This window comes from Kitasatospora sp. NPDC059722 (genome assembly GCF_042733235.1).
In the GTDB taxonomy this organism is placed as follows: Bacteria; Actinomycetota; Actinomycetes; order Streptomycetales; family Streptomycetaceae; genus Kitasatospora.
In genome coordinates this window covers 74,120-95,288 of sequence record NZ_JBHWGD010000029.1, presented here as the reverse complement: position 1 = coordinate 95,288, position 21,169 = coordinate 74,120, and the positions used below count along the sequence as shown (strand labels likewise).

Here is a 21,169-nt window from a genome sequence, read left to right as displayed (position 1 = left end):
CGCCCGGACTGCGGGCGGGCGGGCCACACGTTCCGGGCCGGCCGGGCCGGCGGCGCGTCCGGGGTGAGCGCCTGCCGGTCCGGCCGGGGGCCGGCCGGGTGGACGGTGGGCACGGGGGAGCCGACCGGCCACCCGGGGTCTCGGGTGGTCGCCGCGGCGCCGCGGGTGTCGCGGTGCCGCAGGTCCTGCGGTGGTGCTGGCTACTGCGGTGGTGCTGGTTACTGCGGTGGTGCTGGTTACTGCGGTGGTGCCGGGTACTGCGGTCCTGCGGTCCTGCTATCCGGGTGGGCGGCGGGCCCGGGGGGATTCGCCCACCGCCCACCCGGAGTCCTGTGGGTCACCCCTGGGCGGCCTGCCGGTCCTGCCCGCTGGGGCGGACGTCGGGCAGTGCGGGCGACGCCGGGAGCGTCGGCGTGGTCCGGCCGGGTTTGGGCCCGCCACCGTTGGTGGTGTTCCCGCCGCCGTTGCCGCCGGAACCGCCGTTGCCCTTGCCGCCGTCGACGCCGCTGCCGCCCGCGGCTCCGGAGCCGTTCGCGTTGCCACCGCCGGAGCCGGCCGCGCCACCGGAGCCTGCCGCGCCACCGGAGCCGGAGCCCTGGCGGTCGTCGTGCGTCGGCTGCGGGGTGGCGCTGCGGTGGGCGTCGTCGCCCGCCCGGCCGAGCGCCTCCCCGCAGTAGTCCTCCACCTTGTCCGGGCCGCCCGCCTCCTCGACCAGCAGGGTGAACACCGGGTCCAGGACCAGCTGGCGCGGGTGCTCGCCCTTGCCCTTCCGGTCGGTGAACGTGTGGCAGAGGGCGACCATCGCGGCGGACGCGGGCGGTGTGGCCCGCCCCGTCGCGGAGGGGGTCCCGGGCGTCGGCGAGGCCGACGGCCCGAGACCCTGAGCGCCTCCGCCGGAGCCGCCGGCGGAGGGGCCGTTGTACGGCCGGGCGGACTGGCCGCCCGGCGTGGTGGTGCCCGGCCCGTGCCCGGACGTGGGCAGCGCGCCCGTGGCGCCGCCGCTCGCGAGGGTGCGCTCGGGCTCGGTGCCGCTGCCGCTGCCGATCGACAGGTTCCCGGTGCCGGCGGCGACCGCGACCCCGCACAGCGCCGTGGCGCTCAGCACGGCGGCAACGGCCTTCGTGCTGAAGGCCCTGGCGAGGGCGGCGGTTGCCATCGGTCGTCTCCGGACGGGTGCGGTCGTTGCGGTCGTTGCTACGGGGTCGGGCGCGAGACGGGCCTCCCGGAACGCGGTCAGGGCGGCCTGCTCCCCGGTCAGCTCGGCGGCCGTCGCCGGGGCGGCTGCCGCGGCGAGTACCCGGGCGACCTGCCCGGCGGCGTCGCCGTCCGGTCCGGTGAGCGAGGCGTCCTGCCCGGCCGACGGGCCGCCCACGGCACCGCCGAGCAGCTGCTCGGCGGCGTCACGGTCGATCCGACGGGATCGGTTGGTGCTCATCTCATGTCCTTCAGCGTCGCGGCCCGGCGTTCTGTCACACCCTGCGGAGAAACTTTTTTCGCGGCCTTCCGGGCGGCCCTCCCGGAGGGTGCCCCCGGCTCCTGTCCGGCCGCCCGCGCGGCCGGGATCCCGCGGTCGGATCCCGGCCCCTCGCCCGGCCCCTCACCGGGCCCGAACGACTGCTCCAGCAGCTTGGCGAGCCGCCGCAGCCCCCGGTGGGCGGCCATCCGGACGGTGCCGGCCCGCTTGCCGAGCACCTGCGCGGCGCTCTCCGCGTCCAGCTCCATCACCACGCGCAGCAGCACCGCCTCGGCCTGGTCCCGCGGCAGCCGGGAGATCAGCGCGAGCGCGTCGCCGGTGCCGACCCGGGCGAGCGCGGCGCCCGCGGTGTCGTCCCCGGCGGACAGTTCGGCGAGGTACTCGAACGGCAGGTCGGCCACCGGGCGCCGGCGCCGGGCCCGCAGGTGGTCCAGGGCGCGGTTGCGGGCGATGGTGGCCGCCCAGCCGCGGAAGCCGTCGCCGTCGCCGGAGAAGCCCCGCAGGTCGCGGGCGACCTGCAGCCACGTCTCGGAGACGATGTCCTCGGCGTCCTGCGCGTCCTCGGGCCGGCCCCCGACGAGGACCCGCAGGTAGCGCAGCAGGCCGGGCTGGACGGTCCGGAAGAGGAGCCGGAACGCCTCCTCGTCACCGTCCTGCGCGGCCCGCACCGCCTCGGTCAGGTCCGCGGGAGCGGGGGCCGGGCCCGGTGGCGGGGCGGCGGGTGGTACTGGTCCGGACCGGCCTTCGGGGCTGCCGGTGCCCGCTCCGGGGCGCTCTGCACTCTGCACCCGCCACATCATGCGCCATCCGCGCGGCGCGGGCGGGCCTGACCTTGGACCGGCCCGCCCGGGGCCCAAGGTCCCGCGGACGACCGCCCTTCGCCCACGGCCGCGGCGGGGCCGCCAGGCCTACGTTGTCCGTGGGCGAATCGACCGGGCCCGCCGCCACCTCGTGACCGCAGCCCCCGTCCGGGGCGTGCCGTCCGTCACGCTCGCGCCTCCGTGCGCCCCCGCCCCACCGGCCTGCGCCGACCCCGCGCCCGGCCCGTCCGCAGCCACCCGCAGCCGCCCGCAGCCACCCGGAAGGACCTCCATGACCGCCGCCCGCGAGCTCCACGCGGCGGGGCTGCGCGACCACCTCGCGCCCGCCCTGCGCGCCCTGGGCCTCACCGGGTGGCGCCGCACCTTCAGCCTCCCGGACGAGACGCACTGGCTGCTGCTCGGCCTGGTCGAGCGGCCCGCCGCCGACCGGGTCCGCTTCACCTTCGGCCTCAGCGTCGTCCGCCGCGCCGACTGGGCCGCCGCCGGCCTGCCCGGGCACCGGCCCGACCCGCGGACCGTCCACGGCATCGAGACCTGGCGGGCCCGGATCGGCGAGGTGCTGCCGGTCGGCGACGACGTCTGGTGGGAGGTGCTGCCCGGACCGCGCTGGCAGGTGGCGCTGGACGACGCGGCGGCCGCCGTCCGCCACTACGCCCTGCCCGAGCTGCGCCGCCGGGCCGAGCGGGACCGCACCGGCGCGGGCGAGGCGTACCTCTCCCCCGCCGACCTGGACGACGTCAACGCCGCGCTGCTGACCGCCGCGGTGCCGCGGATCCGGCGCGCCGAGCTCGTCGCCGGGGTGCTCGTCCTGACCGGCGCCTGGACGAGGGCCGACGCCACCGCCCGGGCCGTGCTGGAGGGCACCGCGCTCGGCTTCCTCTCGGCCGGGGACGAGCGCTTCCACGGCGTGCGATGTGCGGACACGCTGGGCCGCGCGCTGTGGACGTTCACCGCGGCCGAGGCGTGAAAGCACAGGTCACCGGCCCTTCCCGGCACACCGGCGGAGGCGGTGTCATGACGCGCACCATGACGTCTGTCATGCGGATCAGGCAACGGACGGCACTGATCTGACGGAGGGTCGCGCCGGAAGACTGGAGGCACGACGCGGGCACCGGCCCCGCGGCCACCAGCGGGGAGGAACCCACCATGAGCCAGACCCTGAGCGCCGTCGCCACCGAGGCCGCCACCACCCCGGCCGGCGCGGAGAAGCAGTCGAACCCGGTGGGCTCCGCGTTCCGCCCGCTCCTCCTGGACGTCGCCGCCCCGCTGGCCGGCTACTACCTGCTCCACTCGGCCTTCGGGATGAGCGAGTTCGCCGCCCTCGCCTGGAGCAGCGCCGTCCCGGCCGGCCGGACGGTCTTCGGCCTGCTGCGCGAGCGCACCCTCAACCTGTGGGCCGCGCTGATGCTGGCGGTCAACCTGGCCGGCCTGGCGCTCACCTTCCTCACCGGCGACGCCCGGATGATGCTCGCCAAGGACGGCCTGCTCAGCGGCAGCGTCGCGGTGGCCGTCCTGGTCTCCGCCCTCGTCGGCAAGCCGGTGATGACCCCGGTGCTGATGCCCTTCCTGACCAAGGGCAACCACGCCCGCGCCGCCGCCTGGCAGCGGCTCGCCGAGGGCCGGGCGGCCGCCTCGCGCTCCTTCCACCGCCACGAGCGCGTCTTCTCGGGCATCTGGGGCACCGCGCTGCTGGCCGAGTGCACCGCCCGCGTGGTCGGCGCCTTCACCCTCCCCGTCTCGACCATGGCCTGGCTGTCCACCGTCTTCCTGATCGGCGCCATCGTGGCCGGCTCGATGCTCGGCCAGATCGCCGCCGAGCCGATGGAGAAGCTGCTCACCGCCGAGACCGAGGCCCCGACCGCCGTCTGACCTGCGCCTCTTCCTTCCGAACGTCCGAACAGCGGGTTTCCGCCGGTCGAACGGCGAGGAACCATCCGGATCTCCCGATAGTCCTTCATAACGAGGGGGTAACGGGCCCCCGGACGACGAAACGGGGAACCCTGTGAGCGAGCGGAGCGAGCGAGCCATGAAGAGGTGCACGTGGGTGAATGCCCCTGCCGAGCGCAGCGAGGTGGGAGCATGAACCGGACGCACGCGCAGACCACCACCGAGGACCGCACGCTCGTCTGGGACGGCTGCCTGAACGTCCGCGAGCTGGGCGGACTGCCCACCGTCTCCGGCCGCCCGACCGCCCGCGGCGCGATCGTCCGGGCCGACAACCTCGACCGCCTCACCGCCGAGGGCTGGGACGCCCTCCTCGACCACGGCGTCCGCACCGTCGTCGACCTGCGCAACGCCGAGGAGCACAAGCCGCTCCTCCCCCGCCCCGAGGGCGTCGAACTGGTCCGCGTCCCGCTGGACGAACTCGCCGGCCCCGCCTGGTGGGAGACGTACGGACGGCTGGACGGCACCCCGCTCGCGCTCCGCCCCTACCTGGACCACTGCCCGCACGCCGCCGCCGAACTGGTCACCACGGTGGCCGGCGCCCGGCCCGGCGGCGTGGTCGTCCACTGCGGTGCCGGCCGCGACCGCACCGGCCTCGCCGCCCTCCTCCTGCTCGCCCTGGCCGGGGTCCGCCCGGCCGCGATAGCCGAGGACTACCTGCTCAGCGGCCCCAACGTCCGTCCGCTGTACGGAATGCTGGGCCTGCCGGACCAGTACCGCCGGATCGACGCGGTGCTCGCCGAGGCCGGCACCACCGCCGAGGCCGCCCTGGCCGACACGCTCGACGGCTTCGACCCGGCCGGCTACCTGCTCGCCGCCGGGGTCACGCCGGCCGACGTCGCCGCCGTCCGGGCCCGGCTGGTGCCCGCGGCCTGACCGCCGTCCGGCCGCTGCCCGACCGCCGCCGGACCGCCGCCGGAGCCGGTCGTTCACCAGAGCCGGTCGACCGTCCCGGGGTGGAGGGCGATCCGGCGGTGCGGGAAGTCCGCCCGGTGGTGCTCGGCGCGCGCGGTGAAGAAGGCTGCCATCGTCACCTTGTCGAAGCCCTCCCGGTCGCTGGGGAACGGATCCTCCGCCGTGCCCCCGACCAGGACCGCGCCCGGCAGGCACTCCCAGCCCGCGCTCTCGTAGAAGCCCCGCAACTCGCGGTCGCAGGTGAACAGCCCGAGGTCCGCGCCACGCTCCCGGGCGGTGGCGCGGGCCGCCGCCACCAGCCGCCGGCCGTGCCCCAGGCCCCGGCAGGCCGGGTCGGTGACGACGGTGGACAGGCCGCTCGCCGCGTACGCCCGCCCGGCGTGGACGATCTCCTTGGAGAGCACGTCCAGCGCGGCCACCACGCGGGCGCCGTCCAGCAGCAGCATGGAGAGCGGGCGCAGGGCCGGATCGTGCACGGGCGCGACGGACGGACCGGGCGGGCCCGGCCACGCCAGCTCCTGCAACTCGGCCACCCGCAGCTTGAGTCCGGCGGGCACCTCGGCCTCGGGCAGGGTGATGATCCGCAGGTCAGCCGCCATGTCCGACACCTTCGCTCCACTCCGTCACCCGACCGCCCGAAGCCTACCCGGCAGTATCGTCAACTATCGGTTGACGATGCAGGATCGACAACCTACGGTTGACGCATGGAGAATCCCGTTGTTCCCAGCACGACTCCGCTGCGCCTCGACGACCTGATCACCGCGATCAAGAAGGTCCACACCGACGCGCTCGACCAGCTGTCCGACGCGGTGATCGCCGCCGACCACCTGGGCGAACTCGCCGATCACCTGATCGGCCACTTCGTGGACCAGGCCCGCCGCTCCGGCGCGTCCTGGACCGACATCGGCCGGAGCATGGGCGTGAGCAAGCAGGCCGCCCAGAAGCGCTTCGTCCCCAAGGACCCCGCCACCCCCGACGACCTCGACCCCAGCCAGGGCTTCGCCCGCTTCACCGACCGTGCCCGGCACGTCGTCGTGGTCTCGCAGGAGGAGGCCAGGAACGCCGGCAACGCCGAGATCACCGCCGAGCACCTGCTGCTCGGCCTGATCGCCGAACCCGAGGGCATCGGCGCCAAGGCGCTCGCCGCCCAGGGCGTCGGCGCGGAGGCGGTCCGCGCCGCCGCCGGCGCCGCCCTGCCGGCCCCCGCCGCCGAACTGCCCGCGCTGATCCCGTTCGACGCGCAGGCCAAGAAGGTGCTGGAGCTGACCTTCCGCGAGGCCCTCAAGCTGGGCCACAACTACGTCGGCACCGAGCACATCCTGCTCGCCCTGCTGGAGCAGGCGAACGGCACCGGCGTGCTCGCCGACCTGAACGTCGACAAGGCCGAGACGGAGACGTTCGTCTCGGAGGCCCTCACCGCCATCGTCGCCGCCCGGAGCGAGGACCCGAGGCAGCCCTGAACCACGGACGGGCCCCGCGACGGTCGACCGCCCCGGGGCCCGCACCGCTCTCCCGGCGCCCCGTCAGAATCCCGACACGCTCGTGGTGACGATCCGCACCCGGCCGTCGACGGCCGCCTCCAGCGCGGCCCGCAGCCGCGCCGAACGGGACGGGCCGAGCAGGACGAGCGCCTCCTCGTCGGGGACCCAGCGGTAGTCGTCGAGCTCACCGGCCGGGACGGTCACGGGGGTGCCGTCCGGGACGGTGCCGAAGTCGAAGAGCAAGTGCTCGGCCGGGTGGTCGAGTTCGTTCGAGGGGTGGGTCCAGGAGATCGCCAGCAGGTCGCCGGCGGCCTTGACGATCCCGGTCTCCTCCTCCAGCTCCCGCGCGGCGCACTCGGCGGGCCCCTCGCCGAGGTCGATCGTGCCCCCCGGGAACTGCCAGTGCTCGCGGTACCCGGCCTTCACGATCAGCATCCGCCCGGACTCGTCCCGCAGCAGGCAGCCGGCCGCCGCGTAGATCCGCGGCAGGGACGCCAGCCACTCCTCACGGGACTTCAAAGGCTCAGCAGACACGGCGTTCCTCCTCGGCACGGTGCCCACAGCCGGTGGCTGCGGCAACGGTGGTCCCTGCGGCCCCTACTCTGCCACCGCGGCCGCCGGGCGGACGGACGCGGCGGGCCCCCGGGCGGACCACCCGGACCCGCGTACCCGAACCGGACCTGCGAACCTGCGCCGGACCGATGATTCGCGACCGCCGGAGCGGTCCAACCCGCATGGAGACCAAGCGAACCACCACCGGCCGGACGCTCACCTGCGACCTCGGCGCGCTCACCGCCCCCGACCTGGCGGTCGTCGACGCCCTCGCCCGGCTGCGGCTCGCCGCCGCCCGGCACGGCGTGGGCGTGCTGCTGCTGAACGCGAGCGGCCCGCTGCGGGAGTTGCTCGCGTTCAGCGGGCTGGCCGACGTCCTGCCCGTGGCTCCCCCGCCGCTACTCGGCCTCCAACCGGGCCGGGAGGCCGAACAGCGGGAAGAGCACGTCGGTGTCGAGGAAGTTGGTGAGCCCGGTGATCCGGCCGTCTGACACCTCGGGCACGATCAGCGCCCACGGCTCGTGCCCGCCCGCCGGACTCGGCCGGTACTGCGCGAAGGCCGGACCGCCGTTGGCCGTCACCGGGAGCAGGCGCGAGCCGCGGCAACCGCAGCCGGGGCCGAGCATCCAGGCCCGGATCTCGTCCTTGCCGCGCAGCCACATCGCGAACGGCGGCATGTTGAGCGTGACGTCCTCGTGCAGCAGCGCGGCCAGGCCCGCCATGTCGTAGGCCTCGAAGGCGCTGACGTAGCGGTCCAGCAGCACGCGGTGGTCGTCGTCCAGGGCGGGCGCCGGGCGGGCAGCCGCGCCGCCGCCGGCGAGCACCGCGCGGGCGCGCTGGAGCGCGCTGTTGACCGAGGCCACCGTGACGCCGAGCAGCTCGGCCACCTCGGCGGCCGGCCAGCCGAGCACCTCACGCAGGATCAGCACCGCGCGCTGGCGCGGTGCGAGGCGCTGGAGCACCGCCACGAAGGCCAGTTTCACCGACTCGCGCTGCGCCGCCACGTCGGCCGGGTCGCCCGTCTCGGGCAGCACCCGGCCGTCCGGCGCGGGGCCGATCCACGTCATCTCGGGCAGCTGCGCGTCGCTCGCGGTGGCGACCGTCACCGGGCCGGCCAGGTCCATCGGGCGGGCCCGGTTGTTGCGGCCGTTCAGCGCGTCCAGGCAGACGTTGGTGGCGATCCGGTACAGCCAGGAGCGCAGGGCGGCCCGGCCCTCGAAGTTCTTGTGTCCGCGCCAGGCGCGGACCATCGTCTCCTGCACCGCGTCCTCGGCCTCGAAGACCGAACCGAGCATCCGGTAGCAGTAGCCGGTGAGTTCCGTCCGGTACCGCTCCAGCTGGACCTCGACCGGCTCCTCGGTGATCACGTCCGTCATCGTGCGCCCCCGTCGCCCTGGCCGCCCTTCGGCCGACGCGACGACCGTACCGCAGGGGTCCGACACGTCGACCCGGAGCGTTCCGGCGGTCGCCCCAACCGGACCTGAGCACGCGTCAGGGGCGGGCGCCCGGCGCGGACGCCCACCCCCGGCGGCAGTGGCGCCGCTCAGTGCGCGGAGTGCTTCTCGGCGCCGCGGTGCCGGTGGCCCTTGAGCTCGGCGTGCATCGCCGGAGCGGCGTGCGCCACCGCCGTCCCGGAGTCGCGCCCGCCGTGGCGGAACGCGTCGCCCGCGGCGTACCCGGCCGTCGCGCCGGAGGTGCCGCCGGTGCGGACGCGTGGAGCGAGCTGCTTGGGGCTGCTGGCCATGCCGCGTCGCTCCAGCAGGTCCTGGGTGCCCTGGCGGAGCTTGGCGGTGCTGGCGGGTGTTCGCTTGGTCATCGTCGGCCTCCCTTCGGCGGTCACCGACGGCGACGGACGTCGGCCGGTGGCCGCTCGGGCGCTGCGCTTCGAAAATCGGACGAGCGCTATGTCCGGATTTTATCCGGCTTGGAGCCGGGTGCCACCGGGAATCCGCACCCGACGGCGGCGCCGCTCAGCCCATGGCCTCGTGGACGAAGCACCAGCGCCAGTCCTCCCCCGGCTCGTACGAGCGGATCACCGGGTGCGAGGAGGCGTGGAAGTGCGCGGTGGCGTGCCGCCCCGGTGAGAAGTCACAGCAGCCGACGTGGCCGCAGTCCAGGCAGATCCGCAGGTGCACCCAGTCCCGCCGGCCCTCGGCCAGGCAGTCGGCGCAGCCGTCGCCGGGCGGGGCGGGCCGGATGGTCTCGGGGGCCATGGCGAGGTCTTCGCAGGCGGCGGTCATGCCCGCAGGGTAGTGACGCCCGCCCGGGGCGGGGCGCGAAGACACGCCCGAGAACGGCCGCGGAGCAGCGGCTCACTCCACCCGGGCCGGGCTCCCGTCCGCCGTCCAGCTCGCCAGCAGCGCGAGCTTCTGCGCGGTCGGCGAGCCGGCCGGCGCCGTGAACGCGACCAGCAGCTGCTCCGGCGATCCGTGCACGCCCAGGGTCTCGTAGCCGAAGTCGAGTTCGCCGACCAGCGGGTGCCGGACCAGCTTCACCCCGTGGGTCTTCTCGCGGACCTGGTGATCGGCCCACAGGCGGCGGAACTCCTCGCTGCGCACGGACAGTTCGCCCACCAGCGCGCCCAGTTTGGCGTCCTCCGGGTGCAGCCCGGCGTCCCGCCGCAGGTACGCGACCGTCTCCGCGGCCACCGCCTCCCACTGCACGTAGAACTCGCGGGCCGCCGGGTCGAGGAACACCTGCCGGGCGGCGTTGGTGTCGCTCCCCGGACGGGACGAGTAGCCGTGCACCGCGTCCGCCAGCCCGTTCCACGCGAGGACGTCCATCCGGCGCCCCAGCACGAACGCCGGGACCCCCGCCATCATGTCCAGCAGCAGCCTGGTGCCCTCGCGCACCTGCTGCCTCCCGCGCGCGGCGGAGACGGCGGAGGGCTTCGGCGGGCGGGCCAGCGACCGCAGGTGCTCCGCCTCCACGTCGTCCAGGCGCAGCACCCGCGCCACCGCGTCCAGCACCGTGTCCGAGGCGCTGCCGCCCCGGCCCTGCTCCAGCCGGACGTAGTAGTCCACGCTCACGCCCGCGAGCTGCGCCACCTCCTCCCGGCGCAGCCCCGGCACCCGGCGGCGGCCGTGCGAGGGCAGGCCCACCTCCTCGGGCTGGATCCGGGACCGGCGCGAACGGAGGAAGTCCCCCAGGCTGTTCTCCATGCCCGGCAGCGTAGTCCGGGGGACGGCGCGGGAGGGTGGTACTGCCGTTCCCAGGAAAGGAGTTCCCGGGTCCGTGGTTCCCGGGTCCGTGGTTCCCGGGTCCGTGGTTCCCGGGTCCGTGGTTCCCGGGTCCGTGGTTCCCGGGAAGAGCTCGGCCCTGGGTAGCCGTCCGCCGCCGCAGCAGAGTGGTCGTCGTCAGCCCGACCGCCCCAGCCCCGGAGCCTCCCGATGAGCTACCCCGCCCTCGCCACCCGCACCGCCGTCGTCACCGGAGCCGCCAGCGGCATGGGCGCCGCCACCGCCCGGCTGCTCGCCGCCGGCGGTGCCCGCGTCGCCCTGCTCGCCCGCCGCGCCGACCGGCTGGCGGACCTGGCCGCCGAGATCGCCGGGGCCGGCGGCCAGGCCGTCGCCGTCACCGCGGACATCACCGACCAGGCCTCCGTCGACGCCGCCGCCGAGGCCGTCCACGCCGCCTTCGGACCGGTCGACCTGGTGGTCAACAACGCCGGCGTGATGCTGCCCAACCCGCTCGACGACGGCCGCATCGACGAGTGGGCCCGCATGATCGACACCAACCTGACCGGCGCCCTGCGGATCGTCCGCGCCTTCACCCCCGACCTCGTCGAGGCCGCCGCCGAGGGCCGCGCCGCCGACCTCGTCAACGTCTCGTCCATCGCCTCGCACGTCGTCTTCCCCAACTACGCGGTCTACGGCGCCACCAAGGCCGGCCTCACCCAGCTGTCCGCGGCGCTGCGCACCGAGCTCGGCCCCCGCGACGTCCGGGTCAGCGCCGTCGAGCCCGGCCTCACCGACACCGAACTCGGCGGGCACATCGACAACCCGGCCCTGCGCGAGCAGCTCGGCGGCATGTTCGAGGCGATCCCGGCCCTGGGCGCGGACGACATCGCCGACCTCATCGCCTACACCGTCACCCGCCCCCGGCACGTCAACCTGCGCCACGTCGTCGCGCTGCCCACCCGGCAGGCGTGAGGGGCCGCTGCTGGCCTCTCGGCTCACGGCGCGCCCTCAGGGGGGCATGGGAGCATGCCCCCCGTGGCAATCGTGACGGGGAGAACGGACGGCGGCACCGGCGGCGCGGGGGCCGACGGTGCCGGGACGGGCGCTGCGCCCGGGCACCTGCCGGGGCAACGGCCCCGGCAGGCGGAGCGCGCTCCCGCGTCCGGGGCGGGCGGGGGCGTCCCTGCCCGGGTGCTCGACACCGGCCGAATACGGCAGCCGGTCGCCCTCGTCCGGCTGCTCACCGGCCTCCTCGGAACCGCCCTCACGCTCCTGCTCGCCGACTACGCCCGCGCCACCACCAGCGGCCTGGCCGCCGACATCTCCGGGGCCACCGAACTGGTGCCCCGCCCCCTGGCGGGCCTCGCCGGCGGCCTCACCACCGCCGCCGTCCTGCTCCTGCCCGTCGGCCTCGCCGTCCGCCGCCTCCTCGGCCCCGACCGGCGGCGCGCCCTCCAGCAGGTCTCGGACGGCCTGCTCGCGGCCGTCCTCGCGTACGGCCTCACCCTCGCCGTCGGCATGTGGGCCGACGGGCTCGCCCCGGCCTCCCTGCTCGCCTCCCTCACCAAGGCCCTGCCCGGCGGGCCCACCGGGCACACCGAGCCCGTGTACGGGTACCTCGCGCCCGCCCTCGCCTTCCTGACCGCCTCCGGCAGCCGCGAGCGGCGCCTGCCCTGGACCGTCCTCGCCCTCTCCGGCCTCGCCGGACTCGCCGCCGGCTACGCCACCCCCACCGCGCTCCTCCTCGGGCTGCTCATCGGCTGGACCGCCGCCCACGGCGTCCTCTACGCCGTCGGCACCCCGGACCCGCGGCCCCGGCCCGCCGAGATCCTCCGCGGCCTGCGCGAGAGCGGCCTGCGGCCCACCGCCGTCCAGCCCGCCGGGCCCTACCGCCACCTCGTCCGGCAGGCCGACGGCCGCCCCGACCTCGACGTCCAGGTCCTCGACCGCCAGGCCGTCACCGCCGCCGCCCTGCACCGCGCCTGGCGCCGCCTGCGGCTGCGCACCGCGCCCCACCCGCGCGCCCTGCGCTCCCCCCGCACCGGCCTGGAGCACGAGGCCCTGGTCTCGTACGCGGCCGTCGCCGCCGGCGTCCGCACCCGCCGCATCGCCGCCACCGCCGGACTCGGCCAGGACACCGCCCTCATCGCGTACGAGCACCTCGCCGGCCGCACCCTCGACGAACTCGCCGACGACGAGATCACCGACGACCTCCTCACCGACGCCTGGCACCAGCTCGCCCTCCTCCAGCGCCGCGAGATCGCCCACCGGGCCCTCGCCCCGTCCGCCCTCCTGGTCGACCCGGCGGGCGCGGTGCACCTCGTCGACTTCGCGGACGGCGACATCGCCGCCAGCGAACTCGTCCTGCGCAGCGACATCGCCCAGCTCCTCACCACCCTCGCGCTGCGCGCCGGCCCGGCCCGCTCCGTCCGCACCGCCATCGCCGCCCTGGGCCCCGACCCCGTCGCCGCCGCCCTCCCCCTGCTCCAGCCGATAGCCCTGGCACCCACGACCCGCCACTCCCTGAAGCGCCGGCCTGCGGCCACGCGAACGGCGGGGGCCACCTCCGGCACGCCCCTGGTCACCACCCGCCCCGGCACCAACGGCCCTGCCGCCTCTCAGGCAACCGCGTCCTCCGGCAACAGCGGGGAAGCCACCACCGGCACGCCCCACACCACCACCCACCCCGACGCCGACGGACCGACCGCCTCCCAGACGGCCGCCTCCCCCACCGCCACCGGCACGCCCCAGACCACCACCCGCCCCGACACCGACGGGCCGACCGCCTCCCAGACGGCCGCCTCCCCCACCGCCACCGGCACGCCCCAGACCACCACCCGCCCCGACGCCGACGGGCCGACCACCTCACAGACGGCCGCCTCCCCCACCGAGGCTGCCGCCGGGAGCCGCCCCGGGACCGCCCAGCCGGCCTCCAGCGGGCCCACCGTCACCCCGACGGCCACCGCCCCCGCCGCCGACGGGCCGGCCGCCGAGGCCAAGGCGCCGGACCTCCTGGACGGGATCCGGGCCGAGGTCCTGCGGTTGCGGCCGCAGGCGGCCGTGCGGCCGGTGAAGCTGGAGCGGTTGCGGCCTCGGACGCTGCTCGCGGTGGCGGGCGGGGTGGTGGCCGGGTGGCTGCTGATCCCGCAGCTGTTCTCGGCGGAGCGGAACCCGATCGCCGCCGTGGCCGACGCCGATCCGCTCTGGCTGCTGCTGGCCGTCCTCGCCGCCGCGACGAGCCACGTCACCGCGGCGATGGGGTTCGTCGGCTTCGTGCCGGAGCGGCTGGACTTCCGCAACGCCGTGCTCGCGCAGGTGGCCGGGTCCTTCGCGAAGCTGGTGTCGCCGGGCGGCGTCGGCGGCGTCGCACTGAACACCCGGCTGCTGCAGCAGGCCGGCATCCCGACCGCGCAGGCGCTGTCCAGCGTCGGCGTCGGTCAGTTGATCGGGCTGGTGCTGCACCTGCTCCAGCTGGGCGCGTTCGTCTACCTGCTCGGCCAGGAGCCCGGCGGCTCGGAGCTGGACGCGCTGCCCGCCGTCGCCGGCGGCCTCGCGGGGGCGGCGGTGCTGCTGGCCGCGGTGTCGGCGGTGCCGCCGGCCCGGCGGTGGCTGGCGGCGCGGCTGCGGCCGCTGACGGCGGAGGTGCTGCCGCGGCTGCTGGAGCTGCTGCGCAACCCGGGACGGCTGGCGGTCGGGGTGACCGGGCAGCTGATGGTCTCGATGTGCCTGACCGCCTGCCTGTACTGCTCGGCCCGTGCGGTGGGCCAGGAGCCGTCGTTCGCGGCGGTCGCGGTGGTGTTCCTCATCGGCAGCCCGATCGGCAACGCGGCGCCGACCCCGGGCGGGGCGGGTGTGATGGACGGGGCCCTGGGGGCCCTGCTGCAGTCGGCGGCGTCGATGGAGCAGGGCGGCGCGGTGGCGGCCGTCGTGCTCTACCGGTGCCTGACGCTGATCCTGCCCGTCCTGCCGGGCTGGGCGGCGTTCGCCTGGCTGCAGCGGCGCCGCGCCCTGTGAGCCCACGGCGGCCGGCGTGCCACGGCCGCTACTCCCGGTACTCGTCCTCGTCGAGCTGGACCACTCGGCTCTGCTCGGCGGCGTCCGCGAGGTCGGTGGCGGGGTCGGCGCCGAGGGCCCGGCGTTCGGCGACCTCGTCGTACTCGTCGCCCTCGGGCGCCTCGTCGTCGGGTTCGACGGTCTCGACGGCCTCGTCGATGAGGTAGTCCTCGTGGTTCTGCGGCATGGCGTCCGTCCTCGCTGTTCGGAGGCTCCCACGAGCGCCGGGTGGCGGTGCGCGGGCGGTGCTGGGCAGTACTGGCAGTATCCGCCGCCGGGCCCCCGGACGCGAAGTGCCGGCCCGGTTCCGGCGTGTTGCCCGGACCGGCCCGCAACCCGCGATTGACCCACGAATCCAGTGATCGAATGACCCATTCCCGTGGTGCATTCCATCCCTAGAGTCGTAGTCATGACGACGAACGAGATCACCGCAGCCCCGGCCCGCCTCGACTACGCCCGCACCGTCCCCAAGGTGTTCCGCGCGATGATCGCCCTGGACGCCGCCGCCCGCGAGGGCCTGGACCCGACCCTGGTCGAGCTGGTGCAGCTGCGCACCTCGCAGCTGAACGGCTGCGCCTACTGCCTGGACATGCACGTCAAGGACGCCCGCAAGGCCGGCGAGACCGACGAGCGGATCTACCTCCTCCCGGTGTGGCACGACGCCCCGGCCGGCGTCTACACCGAGCGCGAGCGCGCCGCCCTCGCGCTGGCCGAGGAGGTCACCGCGATCGGCGGCGGCGTCTCGGACGCCGTGTACGCGCGGGCCGCCGCGCTCTTCGAGGAGGAGGAGCTGGCCCACCTGATGTCGGTCTGCTTCACGATCAACACCTGGAACCGGATCAACGTGACCACCCGCAAGACCCCCGGCACCCTCTAGGGCCACGGCACCGGCCCCGGCCCGCGCCCGCGCCCGCGCCCCGGCCCGCGCCTGCGCCTGCGCCCCGGCCCGCGCCCCGGCCGGACAGAACGCGGCCGGGGCCGCCGGGGGTACGATCGGTGCCGTACCAGGGCTTACCCGCACCCACCCGGTGGCCCCGAGGCCCACACGAACGACGGGGAAGCACATGTCCGGCTCGCACTACTTCACGGGTGCGCCCGAGGTCGCCAGCGAGCGCCGGCCGATCACGGTCTCCCTGCCGGACCTCACCCTCGAACTGACCACCGACGCCGGGGTGTTCTCGCGCGGCCGGCTCGACCCCGGCACCCGGATCCTGCTGGAGCACGCCCCGCAGCCGCGCGTGCGCGGCCCGATCCTGGACGTCGGCTGCGGCTACGGCCCGATCGCGCTCACCTGGGCGACCCGGCGCAAGCGCCTCCCGGTCTGGGCGGTGGACGTCAACGAGCGCGCGCTGGAGCTGGTCCGGCTGAACGCCGGGGCGCTGGGGCTGGGCAACGTCCAGGCCGCGCTGCCGGACGACGTCCCGGAGGACCTCCGGTTCGCCACCATCTACTCGAACCCGCCGATCCGGATCGGCAAGGCCGCGCTGCGCCGGCTGCTGACGCACTGGCTCGGCCGGCTGACCCCCGACGGTTCCGCGTTCCTGGTCGTGCAGAAGCACCTGGGCTCGGACTCGCTGCAGAAGTGGCTGACCGAGCAGGGTTACCCGACCTCCCGGATCGCGTCGGTCAACGGGTTCCGGATTCTGGAAGCGCGGCCCCGCCCGGAGACGGGCGAGGGCTCCGAGAGTGGACGAGGTACGACGTCGTGAAGCAGTTCCGCGGGACCGAACTGAAGCGCCTGCACCGCTCGTGGCGGCGCAGCAACGAGTTCCGGCTCGCGCTGATCCTGGAGAACCTGCAGTCCCCGTTCAACGTCGGCTCGGTCGTGCGGACCGGCGCGGCGATGGGCGCCGAGAAGCTGTACCTGACCGGGGACACCCCGTCGGTGCGCTCGTCCGGCGCGCAGAAGGCCGCGATGGGGACCGACAAGTACCTGAAGGTCGAGCACTTCCCGACCGTCGCCGAGGCGGTGGCGGCGGCGAAGGCGGACGGCTTCAAGGTGGTCGGCCTGGAGCTGGCGGACGACGCGGTGCCGATGTTCGCGGCCGAGCTGACGCCGGCGGTGGCCTTCGTCCTCGGCCACGAGGACCGCGGGATCACGCCGGAGGCGCTGGCGATCTGCGACCAGGTCGTGTTCGTGCCGCAGCTGGGCCGGGTCGGCTCGCTGAACGTCTCGGCCGCCGCGACGGTCGCCTGCTACGAGGCGCGCCGGCAGGGGTACGCGATCAGCGGCACCCCGGACGGCAGCGAGGACGTCGGCGGGCTCGACGACGAGTAGCTCCGCGGACCCCGCGCTCCACTCGGGGTTCCGCTCGAACGCCTGGTGGGTGTGCCGATCGGCACACCCACCAGGCGTTTTCGGGGGGTTGCGGCGCACGAAAGCCCGCCGATATCTCCCGAACGGCAGATGTGCGGGTGCGCGGCGCGGCGGAAGCATGGCGGTCAGGAAGACGCCGACTGCCGGGCCGGCGTGCAACGACCAAGCGTGCGACGCCCGGCCGCACGCACCGGGGGGCCGAGCGTTGGAGCTCAGGATCCACGACCTGACCAAGGACTACGGCGGCGGCAGGCGCGCCGTCGACTCCTTCTCGCTGACCTTGCGGCCCGGCGTCCTCGGCCTGCTGGGGGCCAACGGCGCCGGGAAGTCCAGCCTGATGCGGATCCTCGCCACCGTCACCCGGCCCACCTCCGGGCAGGTGCTCTGGGAGGGCACCGACATCGCCCGGCGGCCCGGCCCGCTGCGCCGCACGGTCGGCTACCTGCCGCAGGACTTCGGCGTCTACCCGCAGCTGACGGCCCGGGAGTTCCTCGGCTACCTGGCCGCCGCCAAGGGCCTGCGGCGGCGCTCGGCCCGGGCCCGGATCGACGAACTGCTCGCCCTGGTCAACCTGTCCGGCGCCGCCGGGCAGCGGCTCGGCGCGATGTCCGGCGGGATGCGCCAGCGGGTCGGCATCGCCCAGGCGCTGCTCAACGACCCGAAGCTGCTGATCGTCGACGAGCCCACCGTCGGCCTCGACCCGGAGGAGCGGCTGCGCTTCGGCGGCCTGCTCACCGGGCTCGGCGCCGAGCGGATCGTCGTCCTGTCCACCCACATCGTCTCCGACGTGGCCGCCACCGCCGACCGGATCGCCGTCATGGGCGGCGGCCGGCTGCTGCACCACGACACCCCGGAGGGGCTGCTCCGGACGGCCGCGGGCCGGGTCTGGGAGCTGACCGTCGATCCGGCCCGACTCCCGCTGCTGCGCTCGCGGTTCCTCCTCGGCGGCACCACACGCACCCCGCAGGGCGTCCGGGTCAGGGTCCTCGCCCCCGAGCGGCCGGCCCCGCAGGCCGAGCCCGCCGAGCCCCGGCTCGACGACGCGTACCTGCTGCTCGCCGCCGGCCCCGCCACGCCGGTGGCCGAGGGGGTGGCGGCATGGTGACGGCCGGCGCCGTCCGCGCCCTCGCGCTCGCCGACTTCCGCGAACGGCGGCGCCGGCCGGGCTACCTGGCCGTCCTGCTCGGCACGCTCGGCCTCGGGCTGCTCGCCGCGCCGGTCGGCGACTCCCGCTGGCAGGTCTTCCAGGTCAGCGATCACCTCGGCCGCTACACCAGCGGCTACGTCGGCACCGTGACGGCGCTCGGCGGGGCCGTCTGGCTCTCGCTGGCGGGCTTCGGCATCACCCGCGGCACGGTCGCGCGGGACGAGCGCACCGGCGTCGGCCAGGTCCTCGCCGCCACCCCGCTCAGCCGACTCGCCTACCTGGCGGGCAAGTTCCTCAGCAACCTGCTGGTCCTCGGCTCGATGCTGCTCGCCCTCGCCGGGACGGCGCTCGCCGTGCAGCTGCTCAAGGGCGACTCCGACGACGTGGACGTCGTGCGGCTGCTGCTGCCGTACGTGCTGATCACCCTGCCGCTGCTGGCGGCGGTCGCCGGGTGCGCGGTGCTCTTCGACACCGTGCCGGGGCTGCGCGACGGCCCCGGCATGCTCCTCTGGTCCGTGCTCTGGCTGACCAGCGTCCTCGGCGCGCAGGCGAGCCGCGGGTACGACCTGCTGGGCATGCGCCTGATCACGGCCTCGATCCGCAGCGTCATCGCGGCGAGCGGCTACCCCGCGGAGACGGTCGAGTTCGGGGTCGGGCTCACGGCGGACAACCGGGTGCGCGGCAGCTTCGACTGGCCCGGACTCGGTCCGGGCGAGGCGGGCGGGCTGCTCGGCCACGCCGGGCTGACGGCGGCCGTCGCGGTGGCGCTCGCGCTGACCGGGGCGGCCTGGTTCCACCGCTTCGACCGGGCCGCGTCGCCCGTCCGGCGGCCCGCCCGGCAGGCCGGGTCCCCGGGCTGCCCCGCCTCACCCGGCTCCCCTGCCTCCCCCGGCGCGCCCGCGTCCGGTCCTACTGCCTCCGGACCGGCCGCGTTCGACCTCGACCCGGCCCGGATGACCCCGGCGGAAACGGCGCCCTCCCGGGCCGGCGGCACCCTGCTCGCCGCCACCGCCGGCGAGTTGCGCGTGCTCGTCCAGGGCCGGCGCCTGTGGTGGGCCGGCACGCTCGGACTCGCCCTGCTCGCAGCCGTCACCCGGCCCGACGGCCCGACCCACGCGGTGCTGCCGTTCGCGATGCTCTGGCCGGTGCTGCTCTGGTCCCGGATGGGCCACCGGACGGACGGCGGCAGCGTCGGCGAGCTGCTCGCCGCCTGCCCGGCCCCCGCCCGTCGGCTGCTGGCCGGCCTGCTCGCCGGGGTCGTCCTGGCGCTCGCCGTCGCCGCCGTCCCGATCGCCCGGCTGCTCGCCGCCGGGCAGCTCCGGGCCGTCGCGGCCGCGCTCGCCGGGGTGCTGCTGGTGCCCGCCCTGGCGCTGCTCTGCGGCACCGTCACCCGCGGCCCGCGGCTGTTCCAATCGCTCTACCCGATGCTCTGGTACGGCATGGTCAACCACCTCGCCGGGCTCGACTTCCTCGGCGTCGACCCCGATCGCGGCCCCGCCCCGGCCGCCGTCGCCGCCACGGCGGCCGCCCTCGCCCTGGGCGCGCTCGCCCTGGAGGCGATACGGGAGTCCACCCGGTGAGCGGGCGGTTCCCCCGCGAGGGGGAGGCGGTCCGTCCTCGGGGTGGAGGCCCAAGTCCAGTCCTTCCAGGGATCTTTGACGTGCCGAGGGGAGCGAGTCCCGTTCCCCTCACCGATCCGGAGGAACGACCATGCGCAAGCTCATCACCGGCCTCGCGCTCACCACCGCCGCGGCCGCCGTCGCCGCGGTGACCACCGCCCCGGCCCAGGCCGCCGAGGCCGCCCACCCGCGCCACCAGCACCTGCACGCCTGGACGCTCCTCAACTACCGCGGCCCCGGGCCCCTCCCGAACGAACGGTTCACCGCACAGGTCGACGCCCGCACCACCACCGGCCACGACGCGCGCGGCCACGCCACCGTCCAGCACGTCTTCCCCGACAAAGCGGCCGTACGGGCCGAGATCGCCGTCGACTGCCTCGTCACCGGCGCCGACGGCGCCGTCACCGTGACCGGCCCGATCGAGTCGCTCCACTTCACCGTCCCCGCGGGCCAGGAGGAGCCGAAGCCCGCCCCGAGCACCTGGCACCCCGAGACCGGCCTCACCTTCTACCCCGCCGACGCGAGCGGGGAGCAGCGGGTCGGCTGGGCGGGCGCCGACGCGCTCGACTACAGCGCCCCGGCCCGGGGCGCCAAGTGCCGGGCCACCGCACCCGACTCGTGGGTGTTCCGGGGCGGCTACACCCTCCGCGGCTGAGCGGGGGTGCAGCTGGCTGCACCCCGGCCGGACAGCTGCACGCAATGGCCTCCGGTCCACGCACCGGCATCGTCGTCTCCGAGAGGTACGGGCCGCTCGGAGGCCCGTACGGCACACAGGACGACGATCACCTAGGGGGCGTACGACATGCGGACGGAGAAGGCAGTGACAGCGGGCAAGGTGGCGTGGAAGGCGGAGGCGGGCGTGTTCCTCGCCGTCGCGTTCCTCGCGGCGGGGGCCCTCGGTGCGGCCCAACCCGCCACCGGCATACCGACGGTGGTCATCCAGCTGACGCAGTTCGGCCCAGCCCTCGGGGTGGCGGCGGTGGCCCTGCTGTGGCCGTCCCGGATCCGGCGTCGGCTCTCCGGTGCCCTGCCCGCCCGCCGGGCCGTCGACCCGGCGGGGTCGACGGCCCGGCGCCACGCCCGCGGCGCCGGGCTGCTGCTCAGCGCCGTGCCGATCATCGCGCTGGGCGCCGGCGCGTACGCGTGGGTGGAGGGCGTCCTCCGGGTCACCGATCCGGGCACGCTGGGCAGCCCGTTCGCACTCATCGTGGCGGCGCAGCTGGTCGGCGCGTGCGGGGAGGAGATCGGGTGGCGCTGCCTGCTCCAGCCGCTCCTGCGGACGAGGTTCGGCCCGTTCACGTCCTCGGTCGCGGTCGGGCTGCTCTGGGGCGCGTGGCACGTGCAGGTCTTCGGCCAGGACCCGGCCTACGCGGCCGGGTTCCTGCTGGCCACCGTGGCGATGTCGGTCGTCCTCGGGCTCGGCCTGGAGCGCGCCGGAGCCAACCGCCTCCTGCTCGCGGGCGGCTTCCACACCCTGGTCAACCTGGGCATGCTGCTGTTCATGGACGACGGCTCCGGCAGCGCTCCGGCCGCCGACGCCGACCTGTCCATGGTGCTGTTCGGCCTGGCCGCCCTGGTCACGGCCGTCCCGTGGGTCATCCGTGAACTGACGGCCGATATCCTGCCGATCGCGGACGGGGCCCGCTGACATGCGCGCCGACATGCGG

23 protein-coding genes are annotated in these 21,169 nt (G+C 75.9%); 14 read left to right on the top strand and 9 right to left on the bottom strand.

Annotation, left to right across the window (positions count from 1 at the left end):
* Positions 1-337: 337 nt before the first annotated feature.
* The gene (locus ACFV4F_RS20235; protein ID WP_380435692.1) at positions 338-1,435 is read right to left on the bottom strand and encodes a hypothetical protein; all 1,098 of its coding nucleotides are present in this window, start codon (positions 1,433-1,435) and stop codon (positions 338-340) included.
* Positions 1,432-2,271: an RNA polymerase sigma factor gene (locus ACFV4F_RS20230; protein WP_380504178.1), complete on the bottom strand. Its 840-nt coding sequence runs from the start codon at positions 2,269-2,271 to the stop codon at positions 1,432-1,434. The genes ACFV4F_RS20235 and ACFV4F_RS20230 overlap by 4 nt, the downstream gene beginning before the upstream one ends.
* A 295-nt stretch (positions 2,272-2,566) precedes the next feature.
* Here ACFV4F_RS20230 and ACFV4F_RS20225 point away from each other — a divergent pair, with 295 nt between their 5' ends.
* The 3 genes from ACFV4F_RS20225 to ACFV4F_RS20215 all read left to right on the top strand — a co-directional run bounded on the left by ACFV4F_RS20225 (position 2,567) and on the right by ACFV4F_RS20215 (position 5,115).
* Positions 2,567-3,262, top strand: coding sequence for a hypothetical protein (locus ACFV4F_RS20225; RefSeq protein WP_380504173.1), 696 nt, complete (start codon positions 2,567-2,569; stop codon positions 3,260-3,262).
* A gap of 179 nt (positions 3,263-3,441) precedes the next feature.
* The gene (locus ACFV4F_RS20220; protein ID WP_380504170.1) at positions 3,442-4,164 is read left to right on the top strand and encodes a VC0807 family protein; all 723 of its coding nucleotides are present in this window, start codon (positions 3,442-3,444) and stop codon (positions 4,162-4,164) included.
* 210 nt (positions 4,165-4,374) lie between these two features.
* Positions 4,375-5,115 (top strand): tyrosine-protein phosphatase, encoded by a 741-nt coding sequence (locus ACFV4F_RS20215; RefSeq protein ID WP_380435686.1) that lies wholly within the window; start codon positions 4,375-4,377, stop codon positions 5,113-5,115.
* Between the two features lie 53 nt (positions 5,116-5,168).
* Here the strand turns inward: ACFV4F_RS20215 and ACFV4F_RS20210 are convergent, their stop codons facing one another.
* A complete protein-coding gene (locus ACFV4F_RS20210) occupies positions 5,169-5,753 on the bottom strand; it encodes a GNAT family N-acetyltransferase (RefSeq protein ID WP_380504167.1) in 585 nt (194 codons plus the stop codon).
* A 105-nt stretch (positions 5,754-5,858) separates the two neighbouring features.
* On the opposite strand from ACFV4F_RS20210, the gene ACFV4F_RS20205 reads away from it, so the two are divergent.
* Positions 5,859-6,614, top strand: a complete 756-nt coding sequence (locus ACFV4F_RS20205) for a Clp protease N-terminal domain-containing protein (RefSeq protein WP_380496711.1) — start codon at positions 5,859-5,861, stop codon at positions 6,612-6,614.
* Positions 6,615-6,677: 63 nt separating this feature from the next.
* Here ACFV4F_RS20205 and ACFV4F_RS20200 read toward each other — a convergent pair whose 3' ends face one another.
* A complete protein-coding gene (locus ACFV4F_RS20200) occupies positions 6,678-7,169 on the bottom strand; it encodes an NUDIX domain-containing protein (RefSeq protein WP_380435680.1) in 492 nt (163 codons plus the stop codon).
* Between the two features lie 200 nt (positions 7,170-7,369).
* On the opposite strand from ACFV4F_RS20200, the gene ACFV4F_RS20195 reads away from it, so the two are divergent.
* The gene (locus tag ACFV4F_RS20195) at positions 7,370-7,678 is read left to right on the top strand and encodes an STAS domain-containing protein (protein WP_380435678.1); all 309 of its coding nucleotides are present in this window, start codon (positions 7,370-7,372) and stop codon (positions 7,676-7,678) included.
* On the opposite strand, the gene ACFV4F_RS20190 is transcribed toward ACFV4F_RS20195, so the two are convergent.
* The 4 genes from ACFV4F_RS20190 to ACFV4F_RS20175 form a co-directional block, all read right to left on the bottom strand.
* The gene (locus tag ACFV4F_RS20190) at positions 7,586-8,563 is read right to left on the bottom strand and encodes a sigma-70 family RNA polymerase sigma factor (RefSeq protein WP_380504164.1); all 978 of its coding nucleotides are present in this window, start codon (positions 8,561-8,563) and stop codon (positions 7,586-7,588) included. The two genes, ACFV4F_RS20195 and ACFV4F_RS20190, sit on opposite strands and share 93 nt — an antisense overlap.
* A gap of 167 nt (positions 8,564-8,730) precedes the next feature.
* Positions 8,731-9,003: a hypothetical protein gene (locus ACFV4F_RS20185; RefSeq protein WP_380504161.1), complete on the bottom strand. Its 273-nt coding sequence runs from the start codon at positions 9,001-9,003 to the stop codon at positions 8,731-8,733.
* A 154-nt stretch (positions 9,004-9,157) separates the two neighbouring features.
* Complete coding sequence (locus ACFV4F_RS20180; RefSeq protein WP_380435672.1) at positions 9,158-9,427, bottom strand: UBP-type zinc finger domain-containing protein; 270 nt, start codon at positions 9,425-9,427, stop codon at positions 9,158-9,160.
* 72 nt (positions 9,428-9,499) lie between these two features.
* The gene (locus ACFV4F_RS20175; RefSeq protein WP_380435670.1) at positions 9,500-10,348 is read right to left on the bottom strand and encodes a helix-turn-helix transcriptional regulator; all 849 of its coding nucleotides are present in this window, start codon (positions 10,346-10,348) and stop codon (positions 9,500-9,502) included.
* Positions 10,349-10,576: 228 nt separating this feature from the next.
* Between ACFV4F_RS20175 and ACFV4F_RS20170 the strand changes: the two genes are divergently transcribed.
* Complete coding sequence (locus ACFV4F_RS20170) at positions 10,577-11,338, top strand: SDR family oxidoreductase (protein ID WP_380435668.1); 762 nt, start codon at positions 10,577-10,579, stop codon at positions 11,336-11,338.
* 63 nt (positions 11,339-11,401) lie between these two features.
* Entirely contained in the window at positions 11,402-14,380 is a 2,979-nt protein-coding gene (locus ACFV4F_RS20165; protein ID WP_380504158.1) for a lysylphosphatidylglycerol synthase domain-containing protein, read from the top strand.
* A gap of 28 nt (positions 14,381-14,408) precedes the next feature.
* On the opposite strand, the gene ACFV4F_RS20160 is transcribed toward ACFV4F_RS20165, so the two are convergent.
* The gene (locus ACFV4F_RS20160; RefSeq protein WP_363650026.1) at positions 14,409-14,606 is read right to left on the bottom strand and encodes a hypothetical protein; all 198 of its coding nucleotides are present in this window, start codon (positions 14,604-14,606) and stop codon (positions 14,409-14,411) included.
* A 222-nt stretch (positions 14,607-14,828) separates the two neighbouring features.
* Here ACFV4F_RS20160 and ACFV4F_RS20155 point away from each other — a divergent pair, with 222 nt between their 5' ends.
* The 7 genes from ACFV4F_RS20155 (at position 14,829) to ACFV4F_RS20125 (ending at position 21,150) form a co-directional block, all read left to right on the top strand.
* Entirely contained in the window at positions 14,829-15,296 is a 468-nt protein-coding gene (locus tag ACFV4F_RS20155; RefSeq protein ID WP_380435664.1) for a carboxymuconolactone decarboxylase family protein, read from the top strand.
* A 187-nt stretch (positions 15,297-15,483) separates the two neighbouring features.
* Positions 15,484-16,128, top strand: a complete 645-nt coding sequence (locus ACFV4F_RS20150; RefSeq protein WP_380435662.1) for a class I SAM-dependent methyltransferase — start codon at positions 15,484-15,486, stop codon at positions 16,126-16,128.
* Positions 16,125-16,697, top strand: coding sequence for a TrmH family RNA methyltransferase (locus tag ACFV4F_RS20145; RefSeq protein WP_380504155.1), 573 nt, complete (start codon positions 16,125-16,127; stop codon positions 16,695-16,697). Before ACFV4F_RS20150 ends, ACFV4F_RS20145 begins: the two co-directional genes overlap by 4 nt.
* A gap of 244 nt (positions 16,698-16,941) precedes the next feature.
* On the top strand, positions 16,942-17,841 hold the full coding sequence (locus ACFV4F_RS20140; RefSeq protein ID WP_380504152.1) for an ABC transporter ATP-binding protein: 900 nt from the start codon (positions 16,942-16,944) through the stop codon (positions 17,839-17,841).
* Positions 17,835-19,463 (top strand): ABC transporter permease, encoded by a 1,629-nt coding sequence (locus ACFV4F_RS20135; RefSeq protein ID WP_380504149.1) that lies wholly within the window; start codon positions 17,835-17,837, stop codon positions 19,461-19,463. Before ACFV4F_RS20140 ends, ACFV4F_RS20135 begins: the two co-directional genes overlap by 7 nt.
* Positions 19,464-19,593: 130 nt before the next feature.
* Positions 19,594-20,157 (top strand): hypothetical protein, encoded by a 564-nt coding sequence (locus ACFV4F_RS20130; protein ID WP_380504146.1) that lies wholly within the window; start codon positions 19,594-19,596, stop codon positions 20,155-20,157.
* Positions 20,158-20,322: 165 nt separating this feature from the next.
* Complete coding sequence (locus tag ACFV4F_RS20125; protein ID WP_380504143.1) at positions 20,323-21,150, top strand: CPBP family intramembrane glutamic endopeptidase; 828 nt, start codon at positions 20,323-20,325, stop codon at positions 21,148-21,150.
* Positions 21,151-21,169: the final 19 nt, after the last annotated feature.

What these genes read in the sequence shown, in the direction of transcription:
- ACFV4F_RS20235 (WP_380435692.1), bottom strand. Translation starts at nt 1,435, where the DNA reads ATGAGCACCAACCGATCCCGTCGGATCGACCGTGACGCCGCCGAGCAG.
- ACFV4F_RS20230 (WP_380504178.1), bottom strand. Translation starts at nt 2,271, where the DNA reads ATGTGGCGGGTGCAGAGTGCAGAGCGCCCCGGAGCGGGCACCGGCAGC.
- ACFV4F_RS20225 (WP_380504173.1), top strand. Translation starts at nt 2,567, where the DNA reads ATGACCGCCGCCCGCGAGCTCCACGCGGCGGGGCTGCGCGACCACCTC.
- ACFV4F_RS20220 (WP_380504170.1), top strand. Translation starts at nt 3,442, where the DNA reads ATGAGCCAGACCCTGAGCGCCGTCGCCACCGAGGCCGCCACCACCCCG.
- ACFV4F_RS20215 (WP_380435686.1), top strand. Translation starts at nt 4,375, where the DNA reads ATGAACCGGACGCACGCGCAGACCACCACCGAGGACCGCACGCTCGTC.
- ACFV4F_RS20210 (WP_380504167.1), bottom strand. Translation starts at nt 5,753, where the DNA reads ATGGCGGCTGACCTGCGGATCATCACCCTGCCCGAGGCCGAGGTGCCC.
- ACFV4F_RS20205 (WP_380496711.1), top strand. Translation starts at nt 5,859, where the DNA reads ATGGAGAATCCCGTTGTTCCCAGCACGACTCCGCTGCGCCTCGACGAC.
- ACFV4F_RS20195 (WP_380435678.1), top strand. Translation starts at nt 7,370, where the DNA reads ATGGAGACCAAGCGAACCACCACCGGCCGGACGCTCACCTGCGACCTC.
- ACFV4F_RS20190 (WP_380504164.1), bottom strand. Translation starts at nt 8,563, where the DNA reads ATGACGGACGTGATCACCGAGGAGCCGGTCGAGGTCCAGCTGGAGCGG.
- ACFV4F_RS20185 (WP_380504161.1), bottom strand. Translation starts at nt 9,003, where the DNA reads ATGACCAAGCGAACACCCGCCAGCACCGCCAAGCTCCGCCAGGGCACC.
- ACFV4F_RS20180 (WP_380435672.1), bottom strand. Translation starts at nt 9,427, where the DNA reads ATGACCGCCGCCTGCGAAGACCTCGCCATGGCCCCCGAGACCATCCGG.
- ACFV4F_RS20175 (WP_380435670.1), bottom strand. Translation starts at nt 10,348, where the DNA reads ATGGAGAACAGCCTGGGGGACTTCCTCCGTTCGCGCCGGTCCCGGATC.
- ACFV4F_RS20170 (WP_380435668.1), top strand. Translation starts at nt 10,577, where the DNA reads ATGAGCTACCCCGCCCTCGCCACCCGCACCGCCGTCGTCACCGGAGCC.
- ACFV4F_RS20160 (WP_363650026.1), bottom strand. Translation starts at nt 14,606, where the DNA reads ATGCCGCAGAACCACGAGGACTACCTCATCGACGAGGCCGTCGAGACC.
- ACFV4F_RS20155 (WP_380435664.1), top strand. Translation starts at nt 14,829, where the DNA reads ATGACGACGAACGAGATCACCGCAGCCCCGGCCCGCCTCGACTACGCC.
- ACFV4F_RS20150 (WP_380435662.1), top strand. Translation starts at nt 15,484, where the DNA reads ATGTCCGGCTCGCACTACTTCACGGGTGCGCCCGAGGTCGCCAGCGAG.
- ACFV4F_RS20135 (WP_380504149.1), top strand. Translation starts at nt 17,835, where the DNA reads ATGGTGACGGCCGGCGCCGTCCGCGCCCTCGCGCTCGCCGACTTCCGC.
- ACFV4F_RS20130 (WP_380504146.1), top strand. Translation starts at nt 19,594, where the DNA reads ATGCGCAAGCTCATCACCGGCCTCGCGCTCACCACCGCCGCGGCCGCC.